This is a genomic window from Psychrobacter sp. CX5 (assembly GCF_057621535.2).
On the sequence record NZ_CM177735.1, the window covers coordinates 2581884 to 2599522 of the forward strand.

The window sequence follows — 17639 nt, forward strand, 5'->3', positions numbered from 1 at the left end:
CAGTCCTTGTTATTCACCTAGGGTAAATTCGATACGCCGATTACGGGTTTTACCTTCTTGGGTGTCGTTACTGGCTATGGGGTCGGTGTCTCCTTTACCCACGGTGGTTAGTCGAGAGGCGTCAATACCACGTCCGATAAGGTATTGTTTGACGGCTTCAGCGCGCTGGTTGGATAGTAATAGGTTGGCGTTTGCGTCGCCTGTGTTGTCTGTGTGGCCTGTAATGGTGATGGGATTATCGCCAACGTCTTTGATAACGGTTGCCATATCATCTAGTATACCAAGTCCTTGAGGAGTTAAGTTGGCGCTCCCTGATTCAAATTCGACAATGCGATTGCCTAGGGTGTCGTCTATGAGCTTTTGTTCACCTTTCGTGACAACCAGTTGGTTATCAAGTTGGTAAAGATCAGTAAGCCGGCTATGAATTCTATTTTGTATGGCATTCTTTTGTTCAAGACTGTCAACTTTGCCATAAAGACCAATGCTTGTGCCGTTAATGTCTATGCGTCCTTGGCGGATGTTGGTGATATCACTATCAATGATGGCAGTAGAAATCTCTTGCCAATTTGTTGGTATACTGATATTGGATCGCACCTCTATTTCATCACGAACGATACGATTTGGATATTGAGCTTTTAGTTTTTCTAAAAGTTCAGTCTTATCAGACACGCTTGGCACAACACCTTTTATAACGACAGGGGTATTATTATCTATCGAAGTAACTTGAGCGTCTGTAGATGCAGCTTGAGCGGTATATAATAAGGAGCCCAGAGTCAGACTTATCAGAGCTGTTAAAGTAACCACTGATTTGGTAGACGTGATGGAGCCCTTCATAGAGCGTTTTTTATTTATAACCATTAAACTTCGCTGTTGATTGATAAACATAGTTAACCTTTGTTTTTTAATATTATACATAATATTCATAAGCTTTTACTATTGTGCTAAAAAAATTTGCTTAAACAGTTGCCGAATATCATATAGATATAATTGATCTTGTGATAATAACTCATAAAAACGACTTAGGCCGATATCTTCTTCCACGTAGCTTTGAATCCAATCACTGTTATCCATAATTAACCAGTTATCTAACGTATTATTAGTACCATGAGACAATTGTGCCAATACCTGAGTTTGTGGATCATTAAAGCTAAGGGTTAGTAGATAATTTTTAGAAGATTGAAAAAAATAAGTATTTACTTTTATGTCATGAGGAGTATAGAAGCCGTGGATTAAATCATGCCAAAACGTCGCCATGCTAATGGCTGTATTTTTGTTTGTACCTAAAGACCAACATAGGGTTTTGTTTAACCCGATAAAGCCTTTGCTAAGGGTAGGTAAAAACAACAGCCCAGTAGCGATAATTTGTTCAATAAGTTGAACTTTATTCACAACCATATTAGTTGCTATATCATTCAGAGTTGTAGAGTTAATAAAGTCATAATAATACGTGACGGCATTATCATCGATCGCTAGACGCGTATTATTTAATTGCTCAATCGCATCATAATCTGATGTCGCTTGCTTAGCTTGCGACAAAGCCGTCTCAATAATTTGCCATAGTGAGAATGACTTAACAGGTAAATACTTAGTCCAGTTTTTAATTTTCTCAATATATTGAACTTGCATACCAATGATAGGATAAATTCGATCATTATTATCATTACTAGGAAGAATAACGCCAGTTATAACTTCTTTATTCAATGTATTGACGTGACTAAAAAAAATTAGCGGCGGAGAAGGTGAGGCTTTCTCTGGGTGCTCCAGAGCCCCACTTATCCAGTTATCGATAAAATCTATTTCAGTAGAATTATGGCGTGAACGTATAAAGTCGCCGCGCGAAGGTAGCTTACCAAAGTATACAAGAGGTGATAGTTCAGTGTTCAAAACGGTTACTCCTGCGTACTTGATGAGGCTGCGCTATCATTAGACTGACGACTCCCATTCACTGGAGTAGATGAGTCAGCACTATTGGTAACTTCATCATTCTCAGGGGCGGTTTCATCCGTATTGGAATTGGACTGACCACCTAACAATGACGCATTACTATTAGTTCCTGCTTGATCATTTGGTTGATTTGAACCGTCTTGGTTGCTTTGAGTACTCTCAGTTGTGGGTTTAGCAGAACGTGTAACACCCTTACCAATGACGTCTTCAGGTAGCTTCATTCCTGTGAAAGGATTACTTGACCCACCAGTAGCAGAAGATGAATTACTACTACTAATTATTCTGAACCGAACTGGGACGGTAATACCGTCACCCGTCCATGACATTTCAAAAATTGAGTCATCAATTTCAGTACGTCTTGCTTGATTAATAAGCTTTTCAACACCGAAGTTGCCTGCCTCTTCAAAGACAACAAAATCTTTACCATCATAATCTTTTGCTCTAATACTCGCCCCAGGTTGGCTTGAGGGATTAGGCCAGACAAATGTTGTCCATGCTTGAGATCCCATACGGTAACGTAACTGCTGACCATCAATAACGATAGTGTACTCAGTTAACCCGCTCACAGGCAGTGGCATGATCTGAAAAGTGGTTCGATTATTCGAAGTATCTGCACTTGAGCCATTATTAGAGCTACTATTTCCAGTGTAGTTCATATAGTAGCGTCCAAAGTCAGCGACAAATTTAGGATTAAGACCTAAACCCGAACCATTCCAGATTTTACTTGAAATCTGATCGCCGCGACGAATAATAAAGGGGGTAAGCGTCTCGTTAACAAACTTTGCAACATACCCATCGTTGCCAAAGAACTGACCAATTTCTGCTGGTGTTGCTTGAATATTCGCATTGGCAGTGAAGGGGTATTTGCTTTGCAAGTTATCGACAAAAGGCTTATAAACCTGAGCTTGCCACACTTTATTTATTTCAGTTTTGGTGGGTTCAAGGAGCATATTAAATGAAGCCGTTAAAGGTTTACTTAATATAGGTCTAATAACTTGTTTCATTTCAGTATTTGCTTGACTCAAAATTTGCTCATCTAATATTTGCAAAGATTTTGAAAGCTCTGAGCCTTCAGGGCTAAGTGTTTGGGATGTGAATAATAGGGCATCAGGTCCTATATCACCACTACGAGAAATATTATTAAAACGAGTGGTAATGTCACCTAGGCTGCTTAAGTAACTGTCTAACAAGGATAGGTTTTGATTATCTTCTCTCGGGGTAACTAACGCGTGAATTGAAGCAAATTCTTGAGCAATAACGCCTACGTTAGCTGACTTAGGGGCGTCAGGTTCAGACTTATTCTTATTAGCTAAAGCTTCAGCTTGACGTAGTTCAGCAGGACTTTGACGAAGTATGGTTTGTTTGAACCATTCTATAAACCCACGACGAGCTTTGGCTCCAGTATCGTTAGACGCGGCTGCTGTATTGTCCCACTGAGTTTGACGATCAACAGTCTCAAACAAAACTTTAATGGGGGAGTTGTCTATATTGGATAGCTGATTCATTAATGTAGCGTGATCATCAAAGCTGGTACTTTCACGAACATGGGTTTGCAACAAGAATTTTTTCCATTCATTAATATACTCTTGCTTATAACGGCTCACTAGATATTGACGTATTTGTTCTGGACTACCAGTTAAAGTGAGGTCATTTTGTGCGCTAGTACCCAATACCCAATCATTAGCAACAATTTTTGAGGTGGCTGCTTTATCAATTTCATCACTGACAAATGATTCCCAAGCTTGCTTAGTAAAGGTTCCTGAGATTGCATAGCCACCTAGTAGCGCCTCACTATTAGTATCGGGTAGAATTTGAGCAATGGTGACACTTGGGAAGCGCGCTGAAGCTCTCATTTTAATTTCAGAATAAACACGATCTCGCGCGGGTACCCCTTTACTAACTTCAGTAATATTCGCACGAGTTTGATCGACTAGACCTAGGTCATTTTGAGTTAATGGGAATTCAGGATGTGTAATATGAGCTAATGAAAAACTTAGTATTTGTTCGGCGTCTCTAATCATCTTACTTTTTGGCATTGATCCACGATTAGCCTCTAACCATATTCGCCAAAAGCGTGTCATTTGGTCACTAAGGTGACTGGTTTCCAAATGAGTATGATCACTAAGCATCAGATATGCTTTAAGAGCATTGTAAGCATCTTCAATATTGGTTGGATCTGCGCGTTTATACGTGGAGACACTATCTGCTGACTCTGCATTTGCTGATTCAAGCGTTGCGGGTTTTAAATTTTGAGTATTAGCATTTACTTCTGCTAAAAATTGTTCAATATTATGTTGTGTAGGTTTTATTAAGATGATGTTGATACCATTAAAATATTCTTCAAACAGTTTTTGTTTAAGCTTGTCACCTTGGTACAAACCAAAGCTTAAAGACAGCGGACGGTCTTCATCATACTTTTCAAGTTGCTGAATACGTTTTTGCAAAATCATCAGTGACTGTAGTTGACTTTGAAGATCACCACTAGACTCTGATTGAATAGATGCAACTTGTTGTAAGTCAGACTCAACACGTTCCACCAACTGCCTATTATTGCTATAAGACCATGTCCACAAACCAGCAGCAACACATAGAAGTGCAATGGATGCTAGAGCGGCTATCGCTCTATAGTTGCGTTGATTACGATTTTTACGCTGTTTGACAAGATGTTTGTCTTTAAGAATAACTTTTGAAAACAAATCATTTAGAAAATAGGACTTATCACTTTCTATTTCGTTGCTACTAATGGGTACAGTCGGTAATTTCAAAGCATACTTTTGTATCATAAGTTCAGTCATTTGACTGTTAACTTGTCCTTCTTGAAGCGCACTAGTAAAGTAGAAGCCACGTAAAATAGGCTTAAACTGAAAAGGATTGTCTTCAAATAAAGAATGCATTAAGGTCCTGATAGCAGGTCTTAAAGATTGAAACTCCATCGGAAAAGTCATCAAACTTGGCGATACAGCACGCTGATGTCGTAAAGACAGTTTTGTAGTACTTAAGTCTTTTAACCCATTGACTAAGATATTAAAGTGTTCTTCAAAAATATCGTCAATATTAACATCTTCAGGGTTTTCAGGATAAGGAATGGTCGCCCCCCAGGCCTGCTCTCGTTCATTTTTTTCGTAGTCACTAAAAAAATCTCTAAATCCTGAGATAAGATCCATTTTAGTAAAAATGACATAGACAGGGGCATGCACTTCTAGTTGTTCTGTAAGATCTTGTACACGACTGCGTAAGTTTTTCGCTAAATCTAACGCATAGCTTGGATCATTTTTAGTCAGCTCAGCAATACTGACGGCAATAATAATACCGTTAATTGGGGCTTTTGGACGATTTTTTTTCAATAGACTCAAAAAAGACAGCCATTCAGAGCGATCATCATCGTATGCAGAATAACGACCAGCAGTATCGAGAAGTATTCCTTCAGTTGAAAAAAACCAATCGCAATTCCTTGTACCACCAACACCTTTAACAGAGAGTTGATTGTTTTTTTCCATAAAAGGAAATTTTAATCCTGAATGTAAAACAGCAGAGCTTTTGCCAGCAGCGGGGTTGCCAATTACCATATACCAAGGTAGCTCATATAAAGCAGCGCGACCTGTTTCATCTCCAAGTTTTGATTTTCGAATTGTCTTAATAGCTTCTTGTATCTGTTGACGGAGTACTTGAACTTCTTGAGTGTTATCGTCAGATTTTTCGCTATCATTACTATCGAGATCAGGGTTGCTATCTTCAACAAGGTTAGCGAGCTCTGTCGTAGCTTGCTTACGTTTTTTCAAATAGAAAAAGGTTAAGATACTGATGATTGTCAGTACTATTAAAGTGGCAACAATCGCGATGAAAGTATTAATAGGTACATAGTCGTATAAAAAAACTAATGCGACGATGATAGCAATTATTATTAGGACTCTAGGGTTATAAAGATGATAAAAAAATCTTGAAAACATGCGTGCTACCTGATTTAAGCTAAAGACTTTAAAGATTTAATTTAAGTTGATTTATTTAACAAGTGATTGTCTTTTTCTATATTGAGTTTCAAACATCATCCGCTGTTGTCGTTATGCACAATAAAGTATTAACTTTATCATCAATAATAAGTAAATTTTTATTGAATTCATTATTGTCATTTATATCAATGTCAGCAAACAATGACAAGCTTATTAATATTTGCATCCATTTATTCATTGAAACATAATGCCCTAAGTGATGCTCATTTACTAGAGCTCCTTTATCTTTTAATTTATCTAAAAGGTGCGTAAGCACGACTAACTTGTCAGATTCATTTAATGGTGATAGATCTGATAAAGCTGTTAGTGTCAAAGAATCTAAATGAAAGCCTTTTTTAGACTGGTGGTCATCTTCAACAACTACTGCACCCTCGTCAGAGTTCTTATTTTTAATAATTAATTTATTTTCAATAAACGCTGATATCTTACGTATACTGGTTTTATAGTTAACGGTATCAGATTTATTTTCATAGTCAGATGGATAACGATGAGTATCAGATTTATGGCTAATACTAGTTAAGGAGGCAACAACACTGTTGTCTATATCTAAAAGTGTATTAGTAGCAGCATTCCATATTAAAAGCATTGTTCCTGCTTCTTCAGGGATAATAGTGGTCGATGTACTAGTAAAATAAAACTCCTCTAGCCATTCATCATTTATTTGTGAATCAGCTCCAATGATGATACTTAACTGAGGGTTAGTATCTTGCGAGATATGAAGCGCTTTAGTCTTCATAATCTCAGTGATAGATACTGTATTGTCATGGTTGCTTATTAGAGGGCTTTGAACATCAATAGTATCTTTTGGAATGCCATAATCAATAAGTTTTTGTGTTAAATAGTCTTTAATATAAGGTTTGTTTGATAGGTCAGGAATAAACAAATAAATTGATATAGTACTTAATTGATTTATGGGTCGTTCAGGATTAGAAGGAGCTTCTGTATTATTCTCGATTTCCGCAAATAAGGGTTGTTGCCATTCAGGATGCATACTGACCGCTAAGTTTTGATTATTATGTTCTAAACGAGCAGTCGTTATTGAGTTGAAATAATTGGCTACTTGGCTAATAGGCGTTTCATTTTGGGTTAATATATAGTCTATTAAGTTACAAATCCGCTGAGTGATACTATCAATATTAGTATCATGAGAATATAATTCTTCAGAATAATTTTCAATTTCTTTTACTGGCTTAGTTAGAATTGGTAAATTATTTGAATCAACATAATTAGGACTAAGAACAGTTAAATCACATGAATTTTCAATGATTTCTTTAAAGTGCTGTCCCTCAGGGATGCATACGTAGCTGCGTAAGAATACCTCATGGCTCACAGGTATATCCTCAGGCACAGTTGTAGAAACAGTATCTGTATCTGTGCTGTTATCTTCCTTATTAATACGTTTTTTGTAATACCAATGAGTTATCAAAATTAAAGATAGAACCAACAAAGGAATAACAACAAATCCATTAACTAATTGGGCTAATGAGACTGTCGATACGTTATCCTTAAAATACATCCATATAATAATAAGATAAACTATTAGAAAAAGAGTTAGACTATAACGTATGTAGAGAAGGATTTTATTTTTGTTCACAGGCTGTACTTCACTTTGAAATTATAATTAATAGTATGTATAGTTACTAAATTTAATTTAAAGATATGTATTTATTTTTAGATACCCAACGATATAAGATTTTACTAAACATATTTTATGCTCTATCTTATCATTATTATCATAACTCTTATTGCAATACTTTGCATCACTTTACTTTTTGAACCAAAGCTATTGTCAGCTTTATTTTTCAAATTGCAAAAATTGAAGAACTTTAAAAACATCCATTTACTTACGCATTTAAATAAAAAAAACAACCTACAAAAAAATCAGTCCAAACGAAAAAAATTGAATGTTAATCCAGTATTCTGGTTAAAAAAATACTATATTTTCATCACCTCATGTAGCTTAATTGTAGTGACTATAAGCTTATGTTATTGGTTGTTAAACTATTCTGCATTAGAGGTTTATCATGATGTTCAGGTTGAGCAGAATATTTATAGCTCGCAAATAAATAAATTGTTGATGGGTGAACGACTTGAACCACCACCAGCCCCTCCTGAAGAGTTGTTTGATGAACTTGATGCCGAAATAGCCAGTTATAGCGCATCAAAGGCTGATGATGATGTCTGGGAAGATTTAAAATCAAATAATGCAGAATTGTCATTTCCAAGTCCTAATGATGTATCCCCTGTGCTTGATATTAAAGATCTTGAAGGGGGTTATTCATCAGATATGCTTAGTACGCACTTAAATAATGGTTATATTAATATCAAAAATGCGGATCGTAACTGGGATAAAATGAATTCAGAATTCGTACAGCGATTATTAATGGTTTATAAAATAATGCATGATGAATATGGATATGACATGGTTCTATTGGAAGGGTATCGTAGCCCCCAGCGTCAGGCACGCTTGTTGGCAAAAGGGTCACACGTAACTAAAGCCGGCTCCTATCGGAGTTATCATCAATTTGGCTTGGCAGCTGATAGCGCCTTTATACGTAATGGTAAAATTGTAATATCAGAACGCGATCCATGGGCGATGAGAGGCTATAAATTATATGGCAAAGTTGCAAAATCTGTGGGTCTTGTGTGGGGAGGGGATTGGAGGATGAAAGATCTTGGCCATGTTGAACTTAGAAAAAAAGGCGTTTTAGGTCGTCCAGAGATGGCAAAGATTTTGACGAATCAATAATGTAATATGTCAATTATATTCAGTAGTTTCGTTTAATATTTTTTAAAATTATAATGTAAGGTAGCTATCGTAATGAAGAAAATGAGTATTTTATTTTTTGCTACTCTACTAGTAGGGTGTTTTGGAAATGGAGTTGAGGAGTCTAATAATGTTTCAGACCCCATTGATTCCTTGATAAGCAACAAAGATAGTAGTCAAGAAGAGATTACTAAATTAAAATCTGATTTGGAGTCCCAGCAAGCGTTAATTGAAGACGTATTAAAAGAGCAACAAAAATTAAAAGAGCAGTTAAAGCGATCTAAAATAAATATAAAAATTAATCCTAACTCAAGTTTAAATGCAGGTCGCTCGAATCAAGCGACAGCCAGTACTATCTATGTTGCTACTCTTGAGGATGACTCTCAGTTCGCTGAAGTACGAGACATGGCTATAAAAGAAGTCAGCCTAATACCTGGTCGGAGTTCAGATTTCAACATAAACTTATCGGATGACATTCATTTTATCGGTATTAATATAGATTTAAGATACACCAAAAAGCGGTCACAGTTTTTAATTCCGTTAAGTCATATTAATTTTGATGAGCCATTGTCAATAAATATCGGTGCGTGTGATGCCAATATTAGTAGTGGTATAGATTTATCATTAGATTCTGAATTTTCCACCAAATTAAAATACTACCAGCAACCCCTTGTAAGCTGTCGATAGGAGAAAAAACTTGAGCAAACAACAAATTCTATGGGGTGAAGGCCTTTTTTTAAGACCTCAGCATTTTCAAATGCAAGATATTTATCATAATCATCAGCGTAGTATGAGCATGAAAGTTTTGCACCCTTATGCTTACGGTATTATTGAATCAAAGCTCGATAAGTCTTTGTTAGAGAGTAATGTGGTTAGTTTTGAGACAATCTCTTGTGTTTTTCCTGATGGTACTCTCTATCAAGCGCCATATACTGATAGATTACCGAAATCTGTTGGCCTGAATGATTTAAATAATGACCTTGGTGATGAAGTGTATGTTTTTTTGAATCTGGAGGTTCTACAGTTAAACGGTAGTAATATCCAGGTCAATTCAAGTGAAAATCCTACGCGCTATACAAAAGACGTGCAGCTAGCACAAGATCTGTATACGGATGCTACAGAGTCCACAGTAGATATATTAAGGCTATCGCCTAGTATAGTATTGAATCATACGCCATCTCCAAAGAATAACGATGCACTCTCAATATTAATAGCCAAGTTAGAACGAACTCCTCAAGGAACCTATCATCTTGTGGAAGATTATTTGGTTAGTAGTGTGCATATAGAAAGCAACACTTCTTTATTAAATCAAGTGAGTCGCCTAATGACAATGATTAATACTAAATCAACATCGTTATATGATCATCATCGTCAGACTAATAATGATTTATTAGAGTTTAGATCCTCCGATATCGCTTCATTTTGGTTACTTCATGCTTTAAATTCAGCCTATGCTCAGCTCAGTCATCTTTATCATAATCCTAAGCTTCATCCTGAGCGGTTATATGAATCCCTGCTGAATGTGGCCAGTCAATTAGCAACTTTTAGCTCATTATACAAAGTTGGTGAATTACCCAGTTACAATCACAACCAAACTCATGATTCTTTCAATGCCATTTTCAGAATTATTAGAGAGCTACTCAATACCGTTATTGCGAGTAATTTCATATCTATACCACTGCATCAATCTAAGCCTTCATATTATATTGGAGAGCTAAGTGGCGATAAAATTACACGTAATTCTCAATTATATTTATCAGTGAGCTGTTCATTGCCAATGCACGAGCTTATCGATATTGTGCCGCGTCGATTCAAAATTGCGACACCAGATGGAGTCGAGAAACGAGTGCTATCTGCATTACCTGGAACCCCGATTTCACATATCACCCAAGTGCCTAGTGCTATTCCTGTTCGACCTGGCTTTAGCTATTTTTCAATCGAACCTGTTGGCGAGATATACAATGAGATGATTAAAGCTGAATCCATTTGTATTTACGTGCCTAATGGTTTTGATGATTTAAAGCTTGAATTAATGGCGGTTGTTCAATAGATTAAAAAATTAAAAGATTATTACTTAAAACTTAATTCATTTAACGTTTAGAGAAAAACATGCCTACTAATAAACCCCTAAACACTGCGCCGTCTTTATTAGATTCTGGAGAAGTGGCCTCTAAAGTCCCAGTTGATGGGTTTGAAAGACGTATCAAGCGGCAATCGCTTGTTGATGTCATGTATGATGGTTTTTATTTGGTTTTTCTACTGCGTAATCATTATTATAGTACCCATCCACAGAGCTTTAGAACAAAAATATATGATTTTTTGGATAAGTTTGAAAACAAAGCCCGAAAAAAAGGTTTTGCATCAGAAGATATTCATGAAGCCAAATATGCGTACTGTGCATTGGTAGATGAAACCATTATGACCTCTCAGGAACCAGAGTTTCAAAGCTTAAAAGATGCTTGGGAGATGAACCCTTTACAGCTAGATCTATTTGGTTCTCAAATAGCTGGAGATGAGTTTTTTGAACGATTGGATAGGCTACGTGAGCAAGGTGATAAGCATCTGCCCGCTTTAGAAGTTTATCATTATGCTATGTTGTTGGGCTTTCAAGGTAGATATCGACTAGAAGCTCCTGAAAAAATTCGTTATCTCATATCGAGATTGGGTGACGAGATTGAGCATCTCCGTGGTAATAAAAATGAATTTTCTCCATTTTGGGCAATTCCTGATCAAATAAAGCACACACTCTCTAGTGAAACCCCCCTTTGGGTCATTATATTGGCTGTGATTTTACTACTGATTACCCTGTTTGGCTTCATATCCTACTATCTTCAATCTCAAACGCAGGATCAGCTGGCAGGATACAGTCAAATTATTCAAGACAATAAAGAACAAGCGCATATTTCGATATTTTTACCATAATCAAACTCTATGATATCCGCTCTTACATAACATCAGGATAGTACTATGGCCGCTTACATCACTGTTGGTGCTAAGACAACACATGGAGGTACCGTTATTTCAGGTTCTCCTCATTCTACTCATAATGGCATACCTATTTCTCGCAAAGGTGATAAAGTCATTTGTAAAAAGTGTAAAAAAGTTGTCACTATTGTGACAGGTGATCCTACCTTTATTGTAGACGGTCAACCGATAGCTCGTGCTGGCGATTTTACCAGCTGTGGATCAAAATTGATTGCTAATCAGCAGTCTTTTGCGTTTTCTGATTTTGATGTTGGTGGGATTGAGCCTGCGGAACAATATGTAGCAACATATGGTGATGTGGACCAAGGAAGTGATAGTGATAGTTATTTTACTATCGAGAAAGTTTATTTGAATTATGATAGATTTGTTCCTTTAGACGCTAAGCCTCCTGGATTTAGACCATTAGTAGGTCATGCCGCTAGAACTAATCCTCCTAAAGTCTATGACAAAATATTTATAAAAATCAAGGTAAATAATGGAGGTTTTAGAGATTTTAATTTAGATATTCAAGGTGTTTCTCACCCTTTAGCTTTTAAAGCTGGTAAATACAAGGAAGGTGATATAGTAACGTTAGAATGGGATGGTTTTATTAATAATATCTACGATAGTAAACTTATGTTAGAAGGGGTAAAGCTTAGAGTATACGCTACAGATTTAAGTACAAATGCTATATTTAGTCAATCTAAACAAGTCGAATTTAGATACATGGATAAAGACTGGTTGGATATAAAAATAGATAAAAATTTAAAAAAAGTATATTCAAAAATAAGAGTAAGTATAGGAAACCTTGAGTGGGACGGGACAGGGTTAATTGGACGTGTACCAAGAAAGGTTACACATGGAAGCGGGCCCTATATTTTAGAAAAAGATATGTATAGTTATTTAGACGATAACGAAGTTAGAGAATTAGTTAGACAGAGTGTAAAGCGGTACTGGAGTCGCCATCATAATACTATTAAAAGTAAAAAATTAGATGTCGATATTAATGGGCGTAAGTATCAGTTTTATACTGTTTGTGATATCAAAAATTATAACGCTATGCCAAAGCTATCCATTAAATTTAATACCAATGATACAAGCTCTCGATCTAGGAATTGGTGTTTATCAAGAATAGTCTATTATAACATTGGAAATATAAAGTATGAAAGTGGTTGGAGATATGTTAGTAAATTTAATGCTAACAGGAGTTTTATGAAAACATTCTCTCATGAATTAGGTCATGAAATTCTTCTAGCAGCTGTTGGACATGACTATTCTAAAACCCATAAGGGTTCTTCAACATTGTTAACCCAATCAGCGAATGGGAGTTATGAGTACTCTGGTAATGAATATGATCTGATGCAATACGATGACAGTAGATTAAACCCACGGGATGTTTTTGAAAAGACAGTAGCTAGTGAAGAAGATGTGCGTAGTTTATTATGGGTCTCTAGACTTACGTTAAAAGCGTATTAAGGGGTTGTTTCATGAGCATTATTAAAAATTTAAAAGTTCTAATATTGTTTATCAGTATAGTAGTTTTTACATCTGCTTGTACTGGTAAACCAGAAGCGGTACATTATTTTACTCCTATTGTTACAGGGCAAATATTTGATCGAGAAACTCAACAACCTCTTAGTAATGTTTCTATAGTTTATTCAAGTAATGATCACACAAAGACTGATACCAATGGCGTTTTTCGCTTACCCCCTATTAAGCTTGAAGGTAATAGTTTTCATGACGTTCAAGGTATTGCTGAAACAGATATTTATATCTATAAAGATGGCTTTATTCCTAAAACATATAATAATTATGGATTGGGACGACTAAGTGTAAATAGATCATCAGAAGTACCAGAGTATATTCATTTAGGATTTATTTATTTAGAACACTTACCACAAGGTGTGAGTGTAGAAAATAGTTATGACTACAACGAATATATTGAGCAAACACCATTTTGTAAGCCTAATGATTTACAAATTGAAGTTAACTGCATACCCTTACCTGATGGAGTTAAAAATGAAGATCTTTAGACCGACTCTTTTTGTGTGTGGTATAACTTTGTCATTAATTGCTTGCTCAACATCTGTATCTTCTACTGAATATTATGTAACACCCGCTCTTTCAGGCCATCTTATAAATAGCAAAACTCAACAGCCTATTGTAAACGCAAATGTTTACTTAACCGATGCATATCAAACTAATTCTGATAATGTGGGTAATTTTGTTTTGCCATCTATGGCCGTATATAAATACAAAAATCAACATGTAGATCATCAAATGATGATTTACCAAAACGCTAATATTATGATTGAAAAAGAAGGCTACCAGCGTAAGTTGATTAATGTCGATGGCATAGCGTTACCCGTAGAGACTTTTGATTTGAAGACGCCTATTAGCATAGAAATGGGCAAGGTGTATTTAAATCCTTTAGCAGAAGGGGAGCATGTTTACGGTAAGGTGTATGAATATGTAGAAAAAATGCCTTATTGTGTGTCAGATGAATCTCAAAAAGAGGTTGATTGTATTCCTTTACCCAAAAACATGACTTATGATCAGGTGAGTCCTAATCGACCGCTGGACTAGAGAGGGTAAGGTAGCTTTTTTGCTGACCCCTATAGTTCGGAATTAATGCCTAGGTAATCTAAAAATGAATATTCTATTTAAGAAGTCATTATTACTTATAGCTATGTTGGCGTTTTCGGTCGCATCTCAAGCTCTGTCAAAACATGACTATGGACAAACTGATATCACGGTTAAAGACAATCAACCTTGCTTTTATTTAGCTAATTATAATAGAGAAGTACCTGTAGAAGAGGACAAAAATAAGCTGGTATATGTGACCGTATCTAAAGGCTCTAAAATGTTCTTTATTATTCATAACACTTACTTAGACATACCTAACAGTCCGCAAACCTGCCTACCCGTATCGGCTATGAAAGCATTAACTGATGAAAACGCTCTCCTCCCTGATACTCATTATTATGTGACTATGATTTTAGGTGTGAAAGATAAAGTCGTAAATGGTACTAATTATTCTTCTGAATTTTGTTTGAAAAAGGACAATAATGGCTACAAAATAGTAGAAGGCGATCGTAGAAGAGTGACACCAAACTCAGATGAAATCACTAACTATTGTACTGATATACCCTTTGAAGAACAAAAAAGCTGGTTTCAAAAACTTATAGAATGGTTGAGTGAAATCTTCTGAACTAATCTTCGAAATTTATGATATTTATAGGGAGTCATACATTAAGAATTGACTAAAAAAGTAACTTAATAAAGTGAAAACTATTAGAACTAGCCAGCTCAGACTAACCTACTTTAATTCTGCTTAAGAATAAATTACATAATTGAGTAGTATCGTTGTATTTATCTTACTTGTTTGACTGCATAAACTGTTTTATTTATCGACATTCCATGAGTAGTTACTCAGTAACACTCTCAGACTTTTTAAATGATCCTAGTAATACAAAAAAACTAGCCTATTAAGGATAATCATCATGTTTAAAAAGTATTTGAGTGGTTTAATAGTCATCAGCCTATGTTTATCTGCATCATGTGTATATAGTAATCCCTCACACAAACTGCCTATTAGATTTGAAGTCGAAATGTTTACAAATAATAATGATAAATTATGCTTTAAACCAGACTTTACAACAGCAAATATTGAATCTAAACCTTACGATCTAGACGAAATTACTAATGTTTTCTTCGGTCTTGATCTAATTAGAAATGATGAACTCATGTCCATATGGGAAGATAGGCTACCTGAAGATGAAAAGTATCAAGGACTACCCATATGCTCGAAAGAAAACTATAAAGATTTATTGACTGTAGATAATGAGTATGCGTTTTGTATAAGAGGGTTTGAACCAAAAGGAGGTTTTAATGTGATTGCTTGCCCAGGTTTTGTTTATGATGAAAGTAATAAGATAATTATCGAGGACAGATTATCATCATATTAGGGTGAGCATTAGCCAAACCTATTGGCACAGATTCAACTACCTTAAATTCTATTCAAGAATAATTTATTAACTGAATGTTATTGTCTTCCTCCTCTTTTAAACGAATTGTTGCCAACTAAAACCGATGTTAAAGGGCTGTTATGGATAAGTCAGTTGGAGATTGATTAGATGAGAGTAATGAAACTATGTGTCTCCTTGATGTTGGCTAGTGTAATCCTTTCAGGGTGTCAACAAAAAGTCAAATATATGACGCCAGAAATTACAGGGCAAGTTATTGATAGGCAAACAGACCTGCCCATTGCTAACATCAAGGTGTTTTTGACTTCAAAGGAGTATGATATTACTGGTCAAGATGGGCTGTTTGTAATCCCAGCAATTGAGTACAAATATAGAGTATCATCTCCTGCAAACTATGAATACAAAGCGTATAGTGATGCTTCTCTCATGTTTATGAGTGACCACTATATTCATAAATCTTACTCCTCAGGTGATTTTCCTAGCACTAATTTTGCTCAAAACAAAGTAACTTATGATGCTAATCTAAAGACATATGTCAATATGGGTAAGGTCTACTTAACCCCCATTGATCCCAATGTATCTGAGCGTCAGGAAGAGCATATAGATGGGCCTATCAAATATTGCCAACCAAACCAATCGCAAAAAGAAGTAGAGTGTATTCCTTTGCCCAAAAACATGACTTATGATCAGGTGCAGTAAATATAGAGCCAATCTTATTAATTTAATTAAATACCGCAACCGTTTGATCATTCAGCGACTATCTAAAACCGATGTCAAAGGGCTATTATGGATAAGTCAGTTGGAGATTGATTAGATAATAGTGGTTACGATATTTAAATTCATGTAGATTATAAAAGAAGTAGCGTCAAAAGTTTCAATTTATAAAAATACGGAGATACGGATCAAGGCAAGGCAGAGACAAGAGAATACATGAATGTTTCAGGCTTCTACTACAGGTGAGACTTACGAAGTTTTATAGCAGGAATTATGGTGAAGGTTATTAAGCCACTATTGACGTAATTAAATAAGTAGTCGAAATACATCTAATTTTAGTGATTTTTATTGACGTTTAAAAATAATTCAGAGAGTAATATGAATAACATAAGCAATAGATTATTAAAAATTACTCCTTTAATAGTAGCTATTATATCATTATCCGTACTTAATTCATGCTCCCTACAGAACTTGGAGCCGGTAACTCCTGAAATGAATGTGGTTAACGAGTCAGATTTAAATAAAAAACAGTTACTACGTTCGATAGAATACTTTTCAAATAACTACCCTTACTCGACCCAGCAAATTGAATCATTTTTTAATAATAGTTTTGTACTAGTAAGTGTCGATTCACCAGTATTGCATCACTTTGAAGTTGATTAAACCACAAACCATAGTTCATTCGTAAAGCAAATTATTTTTAAAACCGGTGCTACTAACAGCCAGATTTTATACATTGAACTAAGTAATTCACTGTGTATCAGTCGACCTCAATTCAAAGAAGAGTTTCCTAATTTTGTATTGGACCCCAGAGGAAAGCTGCTCTCTTTCGCAAGGGTGCTTGATGAGAAGAATCAGATTGGAAGGTTGGGTTTAGAGGTTAAAATAAACGATGAAAATGATAAACGTTGTATACAAGGTGTCAGTTTCGATATACCCAAAAAGTTTGATTTGAATAATTTATACACGCCAACTAGCCGAGGTTTAAGAAATAAAACGCCGAAATGAAAACAATGTAGGGATTAGTATAAATCATATTATTATTGAATCTTTTATACGTACGTTCTGACTTATGTTTCGTTTATGATAAAGATCATTCAATACGAATTGAGAGCAAGATATCGGAGTAAAGTGAATATTAGCTAATCTAGCCAGTACAGACTAACTTACTTTAGCACTGCTTAAGAATAAGTGATTTGATTGGGTAGTATTGTTATTTTCCTCCTTATTTGAAAGTGGCGTTGCTATTGAAGACGG

Annotated in this window: 14 protein-coding genes; 10 read left to right on the forward strand and 4 right to left on the reverse strand. The window is 35.5% G+C overall.

The window, feature by feature from the left end:
* Positions 1-9: 9 nt before the first annotated feature.
* The 4 genes from AC21OG_RS10035 to AC21OG_RS10050 all read right to left on the reverse strand — a co-directional run bounded on the left by AC21OG_RS10035 (position 10) and on the right by AC21OG_RS10050 (position 7545).
* Positions 10-885, reverse strand: coding sequence for an OmpA family protein (locus tag AC21OG_RS10035; protein ID WP_487376456.1), 876 nt, complete (start codon positions 883-885; stop codon positions 10-12).
* Between the two features lie 48 nt (positions 886-933).
* Positions 934-1884: a type VI secretion system-associated protein TagF gene (gene tagF / locus AC21OG_RS10040; RefSeq protein ID WP_487376458.1), complete on the reverse strand. Its 951-nt coding sequence runs from the start codon at positions 1882-1884 to the stop codon at positions 934-936.
* 5 nt (positions 1885-1889) lie between these two features.
* The gene (gene tssM / locus AC21OG_RS10045; protein WP_487376459.1) at positions 1890-5891 is read right to left on the reverse strand and encodes a type VI secretion system membrane subunit TssM; all 4002 of its coding nucleotides are present in this window, start codon (positions 5889-5891) and stop codon (positions 1890-1892) included.
* Positions 5892-5979: 88 nt separating this feature from the next.
* Positions 5980-7545, reverse strand: coding sequence for a hypothetical protein (locus AC21OG_RS10050; protein ID WP_487376461.1), 1566 nt, complete (start codon positions 7543-7545; stop codon positions 5980-5982).
* A gap of 117 nt (positions 7546-7662) precedes the next feature.
* Between AC21OG_RS10050 and AC21OG_RS10055 the strand changes: the two genes are divergently transcribed.
* The 10 genes from AC21OG_RS10055 to AC21OG_RS10100 all read left to right on the forward strand — a co-directional run bounded on the left by AC21OG_RS10055 (position 7663) and on the right by AC21OG_RS10100 (position 16367).
* Positions 7663-8700 (forward strand): M15 family metallopeptidase, encoded by a 1038-nt coding sequence (locus AC21OG_RS10055; RefSeq protein ID WP_487376462.1) that lies wholly within the window; start codon positions 7663-7665, stop codon positions 8698-8700.
* A gap of 81 nt (positions 8701-8781) precedes the next feature.
* Positions 8782-9405 carry a hypothetical protein gene (locus AC21OG_RS10060; RefSeq protein WP_487376463.1) on the forward strand — a complete coding sequence of 208 codons (624 nt, stop codon included), beginning with the start codon at positions 8782-8784 and terminating at the stop codon, positions 9403-9405.
* 70 nt (positions 9406-9475) lie between these two features.
* On the forward strand, positions 9476-10768 hold the full coding sequence (gene tssK, locus AC21OG_RS10065; protein WP_491185087.1) for a type VI secretion system baseplate subunit TssK: 1293 nt from the start codon (positions 9476-9478) through the stop codon (positions 10766-10768).
* 59 nt (positions 10769-10827) lie between these two features.
* Complete coding sequence (gene icmH / locus AC21OG_RS10070) at positions 10828-11640, forward strand: type IVB secretion system protein IcmH/DotU (RefSeq protein ID WP_487376466.1); 813 nt, start codon at positions 10828-10830, stop codon at positions 11638-11640.
* 45 nt (positions 11641-11685) lie between these two features.
* Positions 11686-13158 (forward strand): PAAR domain-containing protein, encoded by a 1473-nt coding sequence (locus AC21OG_RS10075; RefSeq protein ID WP_487376467.1) that lies wholly within the window; start codon positions 11686-11688, stop codon positions 13156-13158.
* 11 nt (positions 13159-13169) lie between these two features.
* A complete protein-coding gene (locus tag AC21OG_RS10080; protein ID WP_487376468.1) occupies positions 13170-13715 on the forward strand; it encodes a transthyretin-like family protein in 546 nt (181 codons plus the stop codon).
* Positions 13702-14268, forward strand: coding sequence for a hypothetical protein (locus AC21OG_RS10085; protein WP_487376469.1), 567 nt, complete (start codon positions 13702-13704; stop codon positions 14266-14268). Before AC21OG_RS10080 ends, AC21OG_RS10085 begins: the two co-directional genes overlap by 14 nt.
* A 64-nt stretch (positions 14269-14332) precedes the next feature.
* Positions 14333-14893, forward strand: a complete 561-nt coding sequence (locus AC21OG_RS10090) for a hypothetical protein (RefSeq protein WP_487376470.1) — start codon at positions 14333-14335, stop codon at positions 14891-14893.
* Positions 14894-15185: 292 nt separating this feature from the next.
* Positions 15186-15650 carry a hypothetical protein gene (locus AC21OG_RS10095; protein ID WP_487376471.1) on the forward strand — a complete coding sequence of 155 codons (465 nt, stop codon included), beginning with the start codon at positions 15186-15188 and terminating at the stop codon, positions 15648-15650.
* 246 nt (positions 15651-15896) lie between these two features.
* Positions 15897-16367, forward strand: a complete 471-nt coding sequence (locus AC21OG_RS10100) for a hypothetical protein (protein WP_487376472.1) — start codon at positions 15897-15899, stop codon at positions 16365-16367.
* The last annotated feature ends 1272 nt before the right edge of the window (positions 16368-17639 follow it).